This window comes from Streptomyces sp. NPDC037401 (assembly GCF_055602345.1).
On sequence record NZ_JBVJWO010000073.1, the window covers coordinates 1 to 7,847 of the forward strand.

The window sequence follows — 7,847 nt, forward strand, 5'->3', positions numbered from 1 at the left end:
CGAGGTCCGCATCACCGCCGACCTGGCCGCCGGCAGCGAGTCCGCCGTGATCTGGGCCAACGACCTCACCGCCGAGTACGTCCACGAGAACAGCGAGTACGCCTCATGAGCGCTTCTCCGTCTCTTCAACCCGCCCTCCGGTCACCGGGCCACTCCCGGTCCGGCGAGCACGCGGCCCTGCCCAAGGTCCACGCCCTCATCGAGGCGCTGCCCTGGATCGCGCGCCACCAGGGCAAGACCGTCGTCATCAAATTCGGCGGCAACGCCATGGTCGACGACGACCTGAAGGCGGCCTTCGCCCAGGACGTCCTCTTCCTGCGGCACGCCGGCCTGCACCCCGTCGTCGTGCACGGCGGCGGCCCGCAGATCAGCGCGCAGCTGCGACGCCTCGGCCTGGAGTCCCGCTTCGAGGCCGGCCTGCGGGTCACCTCCGACGAGACCATGGACGTCGTACGCATGGTCCTCGCCGGACAGGTCCAGCGCGAGCTCGTCGGGCTGCTCAACGAGCACGGCCCGCACGCGGTCGGCATGACGGGTGAGGACGCCCGCCTGATGACCGCGACCAAGCAGTACGCGGAGGTCGACGGCAAGCCCGTGGACATCGGCCGCGTCGGCGAGGTCGCCCAGGTCGACGCCGGGGTCGTGCAGGGCCTCATCGAGGACGGGCGGATCCCCGTCATCTCCTCCATCGCCCGGCCCGAGGACGGCAAGGACGCCGCCGAGGGCGGTGTGTTCAACGTCAACGCCGACACCGCCGCCGCCGCCCTCGCCGCCGCGCTCGGCGCCGAGGCGCTGCTGATCCTGACCGACGTCGAGGGCCTCTACGCGGACTGGCCGCACAGCGTCGACGTGATCCCCCGGCTGACTGCCGGCGAACTGGCCGCGCTGCTGCCCGGGCTGGCCTCCGGGATGATCCCCAAGATGGAGGGCTGCCTCCACGCCGTGACCAACGGCGTCCGCACCGCCCGCGTCGTCGACGGCCGGGTCAAGCACTCCATCCTGCTGCAGATCTTCACCGACGAAGGAGCCGGCACGGTGGTCGTGCCGGACGACGACGTCACCTTCGAGAGGGAAACGGCATGAGCGACGGCGCGGACACCACCGGGGCCGGCAACACGGCGCTGACCCGCCGCTGGCAGGGCGTCATGACGGACAACTTCGGCACCCCCCGGCTGCCGCTGGTCCGGGGCGAGGGCGCCCGCGTCTGGGACGCGGAGGGCAACGAGTACCTCGACTTCCTCGGCGGCATCGCGGTCAACTCGCTCGGCCACGCCCATCCCGCGATCGTACGGGCCGTCTCCGAGCAGGTCGCCTCGCTCGGGCACGTCTCCAACTTCTTCGTCGCCGAACCGACCGTGCGCCTCGCCGAGCGCCTGCTGGAACTCGCCGGGCGCCGGGGCCGGGTCTACTTCTCCAACTCCGGCGCCGAGGCCAACGAGGCCGCCTTCAAGATCGGCAGGCTCACCGGCCGCCCGCACATGGTGTCGGCCACCGGCGGCTTCCACGGCCGCACCATGGGCGCCCTGGCCCTCACCGGCCAGCCCGCCAAGCAGCGTGCCTTCCACCCGCTGCCGGGCGGCGTCAGCCACGTGCCGTACGGCGACGCCGGCGCCCTGCGCGCCGCCGTCACCCCGCAGACCGCGCTGGTGATGCTGGAGCCCGTGCAGGGCGAGAACGGCGTCGTCGTGCCTCCGCCCGGCTACCTGCAGGCCGCCCGCGAGATCACCGCGGCCACCGGCACCCTCCTCGTCCTGGACGAGATCCAGACCGGCATCGGGCGCACGGGCCACTGGTTCGCGGCCCAGGCCGAAGGCGTCGAGGCGGACGTCGTCACGCTCGCCAAGGGCCTGGGCGGCGGACTGCCCATCGGTGCGACGCTCGCCTTCGGCGCGGCCGCGGAGCTGCTCACGCCCGGCACGCACGGCTCCACCTTCAGCGGGAACCCCGTGGTGTGCGCGGGCGCCCTCGCCGTCCTGGACACCATCGAGCACACGGGCCTCCTCGACCAGGTGACCTGGACGGGGGAGCGGCTGCGGCGCGGCCTGGAGTCCCTGGGCCACCCGCTGGTGCGCGAGGTCCGCGGAGCCGGACTGCTGCTGGGCGTCGTACTCGACACGGACGTCGCGGCGCGCGTGCAGCAGGCGGCCCAGGACCAGGGCCTCCTGGTGAACGCGGTGACGCCGGACGTCATCCGGCTCGCCCCGCCCCTGATCGTGTCGGACCGCGAGGTGGACACGTTCCTCGAGCGCTTCCGGGCGGCCCTGTCGGAGGTCCTCGAGCGGGAACTGGTGGCGGCCTGACCCCTCACGCCGGGGCGAGCCCCGCCCCGGCCGGCACCCGCTGCGCGCTCGCCGTCAGCTCGTTGAAGCGGCGCAACAGCTGGTTCTGCTCCTGCTGCAGCAGTTCGATGCGGCGGTGCAGGCGGGCGATCTCCTCGCAGAGGGGGAGCACCACGTCGTCGGCGGCCGGCTGCGCCCCCGGGGGCGCAGCCCCGGCCGGGGGCGGGCCGGCCGCACGCAGGCCCGCCGCCGCGGCGAGGGACGGGTCGTGGTGGAGGATCGCCTCCATCAGGCTGCGCAGGGCGGGGCCCGGCTCGACGCCGAGTTCGTGCACCATGCGGTTGCGCGCCCGCTCGTACACGCCGAGCGCCTCCGCCTGCCGGCCGCAGCGGTAGAACGCCACCATCAGCAGGTCGTAGAACCGCTCCCGCATGGGGTGGTCGGTGGTGAGCTCCACCAGCTCGCCGGTGATCTCGCAGTGGCGCCCGGTGCGCAGGTACGCGTCGTACATCATCTCCAGCGCGGCCAGCCGGTGCTCCTCGAGCTGGGCCGCCTTGCCCGCGCAGATGTCGCCGAGCACGCTGCCCTCCAGCGCCGGTCCGCGCCACAGCGACAGCGCCCGGCGCAGCAGCTCACCCGCCTGCCCCGGGTCGGAGGGCAGGATCCGCCGCGCCTCGTCGGTCAGGTGCTGGAAGCGCGCGGCGTCCGTCTCGACGGGCGCGAGCTGCAGGGTGTAGCCGCGCGAGGTGGTCACGATCGACGGGTGCTGCACGGGCTGCGCGTGCTTGGCACGCCGCTCGGCGGACTGGCTCTCCAGACCGGACAGCAGCCGGCGCAGCCGGGCCACGTGGACCTGCAGCGCGTTGTCGGCGTTGGCGGGCGGGTGCTCGCCCCACAGCTCGTCGATGAGCCGCTGCACGGAGACGCTGTGTCCGGCCTTCACCACCAGGGCCCCCAGCAGTGCACGCTGCTTGGCGCCCGTGGGAAGGAGCCTCAGACCGGTCTGCTCGTCCTGGACTTCGACGAGACCGAGGATGCGGAACTGCATCTCTTCCCCTCACACAGGCTGGCATCTCAGTCGGTTGCCGGCAGGCGCCGGGCGGCCGTGCGCCGGCGTTCGCGCCGTGCGCCGGCGTTCGCCGGGCGTTCAGGAGGCGCGCGGCGCGACCGCCGCGTCGAGCGCCGTGGTCGCGTCCCGTTCGATCTGCCGCAGCACCGGCCCGGGGTCGTCGTGGAAGTAGAAGTGACCGCCGTCGAACTCCCGCAGGCCCAGGAAGTGCTCGCTGTGCTCTTCCCAGCCGGCCATCCGCTGCGGCGAGGCGGCGTGGTCCTCGCGGCCCGCGAAGGCGGACAGCGCCACGGGCAGCGGACCGGTGCCGGGAGCGGGCCGCCAGTTCTCCACCAGGCGCAGGTCGGCCCGGATGATCGGGTCGAACACCGCCCACAGGTCGGGGTCGTCGAAGGTCCCGTCGGGCGTGCCGCCGAGCTCCTGCAGCCGCGTCCGCAGCTGTGCGTCGGGCAACTCGTGGTACAGGCTCCCCGGTCCCGCCAGGTGGGGTGCCGGCCGTGCGGAGACACCGACCCACACCGGCAGCGGCAGGCCCCGGTCGACGGCCCGCCGGGTGATCTCGTACGCCACGAGGGCGCCCATGCTGTGCCCGAAGAGGGCGTAGGGGCAGGTCAGATCGGACTCGATGCTGCGCAGCAGGAAGTCGGCGAGACGGCCGGCGTCCGAGATCTGCGGCAGGTCGAGCAGGAGGCCGTGGCCCGGGGCGTCCAGCAGCCGCACGTCCCAGGTGTCCGGCAGTCCGGCCGGCCAGTGGCGGTACAGCAGGTGTGAGCCCCCCGCGTGGTGCAGGACGAACAGGCGCAAGGCAGGTGGTGTGCCGTACATCTCTCTCCCTCGGATCGGGGCCGCCCATCCTCGGACCATAGAACGCCGTCCGGCCGTCCGGGCGCGGGCACCAGGGGGACTCCACCGCCGGTGCGGCGGTTCTCGAGCGGCTCTCCACCGCCCGCGGCAGAGCCCGGCTCGAGGGTTCCCGGAGAGCGGAATCACCTGGTCCGCTCGGGTGCGCGTACCTGCCCGGGGCCGGTGAACGCGGCGTCCGGCACTTCGAGTGGATCTTGACCGTGTCTCAAAAGGGCCGTGGTTACAGTGGGCGGCGAGTCGGCCACCAGCACCGCGGTCAGCCAAGTCCGTACGGCACTGCGGCCCGGCCCAGAAGGCCAGGGTCCCGCACCACCGCTCGAACCGGAGCGGAAGGCGGACGGGCCGATCGGCTGCCGCACGTTCTCATCCCAGGAACGCGAGGCAGCCGATCTCCCGGGAACCCAGTGGGGTACGGAGGATCCCGGTGCCGGGCGACTACCCATCCCGCGCCACCCCATGACAGTTAAGGACGGTGCCCACGTGAGCACGAACCCCTTCGACGACCAGGACGGCCGCTTCTTCGTTGTGGTCAACGACGAGGAGCAGCACTCCCTGTGGCCGGAGTTCGCCGAGGTGCCCGCCGGCTGGCGGGTGGTCTTCGGTGAGGCGGCCAGGGCCGAGTGCCTCGCGTACGTCGAGCAGAACTGGACCGACCTGCGCCCCAAGAGCCTGCGAGAGGCCATGGCGGCGGGCTGAAAGCCGCCCGGACGCTCGTCGAGTTGATGCGGCGGAGCCCGCGGTGCCGAGCCTCGCGGGCCCGCCCGGGCGCTCGGTCGAGTGATCGGTTTAGCAGGCAAGCACTCTGAGTTGGGGGATGAAGATTGTGAGCGGCGCTGTGAGGACCGCGAGCAGTTACAAGGCGGGGACGCCGGGCGGCAGTAGTGCGCCCGGACGGCACGACGTGGTCCTGTCCTTCGTGGGGCCGCAGGCCAAGGTGCAGAAGTCGGGGATGGTCCTCCCGGAGAACCTGCCCGAGCGGTCCTGGGAGCAGATCGGGACCAACCTGCGCGAGCTCGTGAACTCCTCGGTGTGGTGGCTCGCCGACTGGGTCAACTACGGGGAGTCCACCTACGGCTGGCGGCGGTACAAGGAGGCGATCGAGCGCACCGGGCTCGATTACCAGACCCTGCGCAACTACGCCTGGGTGGCGCGGCGGTTCGAGCACGACCGCCGGCGGGACGGCCTCAGCTTCGCCCACCACGCCGAGGTGGCCCGCCTGGCGCCGCCCGAGCAGGACTACTGGCTGCGCAAGGCCGAGCAGCAGAAGTGGTCGCGCAACGAACTCCGCAGGTCGGTCCGCGCCAGCCTGGCCGTGCAGAGCGACACGGCCGAGCTCCCCCGGGGCGGCGGCGAGGATGGCCGGGACGTACCCCGGCTGGCCGGGTCCGCGGCCGCCGAGAAGCGCCGGCAGAAGGTCACCACGCTGACCATCGAGCTGTCCGCCGGCCAGCTGGAGCAGCTGTCGAAGGCGGCTGCCGCGCACGGTCTGCCCGTCGACAAGTGGGTGACCCAGGTGCTGGAAACCGCCGATCGGAAGACCGCCTAGCGGCGCGTCGCCGAACGTGCCGGCCAGACCGCCGGCTCCCTTTCCCCGTGTTGCGCCGGCGGCCCCGTCCGACCGGACACCTCTCACATCGGAGTCAGTTGATGATCCTTCAGGGTAAGCGGGTTGCCCTGCCCCCGGCGCCCGTCGTTCACAAGCGGTTCGAGGCGCACGCGCAGGCCACCCCCGACGCCGTCGCCGTCTTCTGGGCCGGCCGGCAGCTGACGTACGCCGAGCTGGACGTTCAGGCGAACCGTTTCGCCCACTTCCTCGCCGAGCGCGGGCACGGCCGGGGCGCGAAGGTCGGCGTCTGCCTCGACTACTCGATCGACATGCTCGTCGCCATCCTCGGCACGCTGAAGGCGGGCGCGGCCTACGTGCCGTTCGACCCGGCCTACCCGGCGGCGCGGCTGCAGCTGCTGCTGGGCCAGGTGCCCGACCTCGCCCTGATCGTGGCCTCCCCGGCGACGGCCGGGATGGTCGAGTCGGCGGACGCCGACGTCGTCGACCTCGAGCAGCTGGCCGGCCACCTGGCAGGTCTCCCGGCGACCGCCCCCGACGTCACCGTCACCGGGGACGACGTGTGCTACGCGGTCTTCACCTCCGGGTCGACCGGCACGCCGAAGCTGACCGCGGTGCGGCACGAGGGCTGGTTCAACCTGATGAACTGGCTGACGCTCGAGTACGGCCTGACCAGCGAGTCGAACCACCTGGTCGTCAGCGCGTTCGGCTTCGACCTCTCCCAGCGCAGCCTGATGACGCCGCTGTTCTGCGGCGCCACCCAGAACCTGATGGCGAGCCGCAACTTCGACGCCATGATGGCCTACCGCATGCTGAGCGAGCGCGGCATCCGCGTCGTGCACTGCGCCTCCAGCACGCTGTACCTGCTGGTGGACTGGGAGGCCGCACGCGGCGGCGACGCGCTCACCCGGCTCGACTACGTGCTCTTCGGCGGCGAGGCGCTGAAGGCCGAACGGCTCACGGCCTGGGCGCAGCGCGAGGGCAACACCTGCACCCTCCTGCACCAGTACGGCGTCGCCGAGTGCACGGACGTCGCGACCTCGTACGACCTCGGTGCGTACCGGCCCGGCGAACAGGACGTCCCGCCGGTCGGCAGGCCGGCCTACAACACCGACATCCACCTCCTCGACGAGGACCTGCGCGGTGTCGCGCCGGGGGAGCAGGGCGAGATCTTCATCTCCGGCTCCAGCGTCGGCGCGGGCTACCTCAACAACGGCCCCGAGAACGCCAAGTTCACGACGATCGAGGTCGACGGAGAGCCGCGCAGGGCGTACCGCACCGGCGACCGGGGCCGGGTGACCGACGCCGGCGAGCTCATCGTCCTCGGACGGATCGACTCCCAGGTGAAGGTGCGCGGCATGCGCATCGACCCCACCGACATCGAGCGCGCGCTCGCCCGGCTGGCCGGCGTCCGCGAGGCCGCCGTGGCCATCGCGTACACCGACGCCGGCGAGGCCGAGCTGATCGCGTTCACCGTCCCGGCCGGGGACGACCTCGCCGGGGACGACCTGCGCAGCGGGCTCCTGGAGACGCTGCCGCGGAACATGGTGCCGGCCAGGTTCGTGAACGTCCCGCGGCTCCCGCTGAGCCCGCACGGGAAGGTCGACCGCGTCGCGCTGGTCGATGCATTCCGGAACCAGTCCGCCGGCATCGCTGCATAGCCAGGCCGAACCTGACGACAACCGAGAGAGCTGTGATGATTGCCGATAACGTGCGCGCCATTTGGTGCCGGGAACTCGAGTGCGATGAGATTTCGGTCGACGACGATTTCTTCGCCCTGGGCGGCCAGTCCCTGATCATGGTGAGGATCCAGGGTGCCTTCATCGAGGAGCTGGGCGTCGAGGTCCCGATGGACCAGATGTTCCTGAACCCGACGGTGGCGTCGATCTCGGCGTACATCGAGTCCCTGGGCGCGGCGGCCTGACCGCCGTCCGACCTGGCTGACGGCCTGCCGTGTCTCGCCGGCGAGACACGGCACGGCGCCGGCGCGTCCGCCCCCCCCCCAGTCCGCGTGTCCCCCACAAACGGGTGGGCGCAAGCGCAGACCGGACTCTCCATACTATTGTTTCCC

Annotated in this window: 9 protein-coding genes; 7 read left to right on the top strand and 2 right to left on the bottom strand. The window is 72.3% G+C overall.

The window, feature by feature from the left end:
- The 3 genes from ACZ7H1_RS37135 to ACZ7H1_RS37145 all read left to right on the top strand — a co-directional run.
- The coding region (locus ACZ7H1_RS37135) for a bifunctional ornithine acetyltransferase/N-acetylglutamate synthase (RefSeq protein WP_470792904.1) at nt 1-109 on the top strand (109 nt) is incomplete at its 5' end.
- Nucleotides 106-1,083: an acetylglutamate kinase gene (gene argB, locus ACZ7H1_RS37140; protein WP_470792893.1), complete on the top strand. Its 978-nt coding sequence runs from the start codon at nt 106-108 to the stop codon at nt 1,081-1,083. The genes ACZ7H1_RS37135 and argB, both read left to right, overlap by 4 nt.
- Complete coding sequence (locus ACZ7H1_RS37145; protein ID WP_470792894.1) at nt 1,080-2,300, top strand: acetylornithine transaminase; 1,221 nt, start codon at nt 1,080-1,082, stop codon at nt 2,298-2,300. The genes argB and ACZ7H1_RS37145 overlap by 4 nt, the downstream gene beginning before the upstream one ends.
- Before the next feature lie 4 nt (nt 2,301-2,304).
- Here ACZ7H1_RS37145 and ACZ7H1_RS37150 read toward each other — a convergent pair whose 3' ends face one another.
- Both ACZ7H1_RS37150 and ACZ7H1_RS37155 read right to left on the bottom strand, forming a co-directional pair.
- Nucleotides 2,305-3,327, bottom strand: coding sequence for an AfsR/SARP family transcriptional regulator (locus ACZ7H1_RS37150; RefSeq protein WP_470792896.1), 1,023 nt, complete (start codon nt 3,325-3,327; stop codon nt 2,305-2,307).
- Between the two features lie 99 nt (nt 3,328-3,426).
- Nucleotides 3,427-4,152 carry a thioesterase II family protein gene (locus ACZ7H1_RS37155; RefSeq protein ID WP_470792898.1) on the bottom strand — a complete coding sequence of 242 codons (726 nt, stop codon included), beginning with the start codon at nt 4,150-4,152 and terminating at the stop codon, nt 3,427-3,429.
- Between the two features lie 540 nt (nt 4,153-4,692).
- Here ACZ7H1_RS37155 and ACZ7H1_RS37160 point away from each other — a divergent pair.
- The 4 genes from ACZ7H1_RS37160 (at nt 4,693) to ACZ7H1_RS37175 (ending at nt 7,700) form a co-directional block, all read left to right on the top strand.
- Complete coding sequence (locus ACZ7H1_RS37160) at nt 4,693-4,908, top strand: MbtH family protein (protein ID WP_470792899.1); 216 nt, start codon at nt 4,693-4,695, stop codon at nt 4,906-4,908.
- Between the two features lie 118 nt (nt 4,909-5,026).
- Nucleotides 5,027-5,758: an LmbU family transcriptional regulator gene (locus ACZ7H1_RS37165; protein ID WP_470792901.1), complete on the top strand. Its 732-nt coding sequence runs from the start codon at nt 5,027-5,029 to the stop codon at nt 5,756-5,758.
- A 101-nt stretch (nt 5,759-5,859) separates the two neighbouring features.
- On the top strand, nt 5,860-7,437 hold the full coding sequence (locus ACZ7H1_RS37170; RefSeq protein ID WP_470792902.1) for an amino acid adenylation domain-containing protein: 1,578 nt from the start codon (nt 5,860-5,862) through the stop codon (nt 7,435-7,437).
- Nucleotides 7,438-7,487: 50 nt separating this feature from the next.
- Nucleotides 7,488-7,700, top strand: coding sequence for a phosphopantetheine-binding protein (locus ACZ7H1_RS37175; protein ID WP_470792903.1), 213 nt, complete (start codon nt 7,488-7,490; stop codon nt 7,698-7,700).
- The last annotated feature ends 147 nt before the right edge of the window (nt 7,701-7,847 follow it).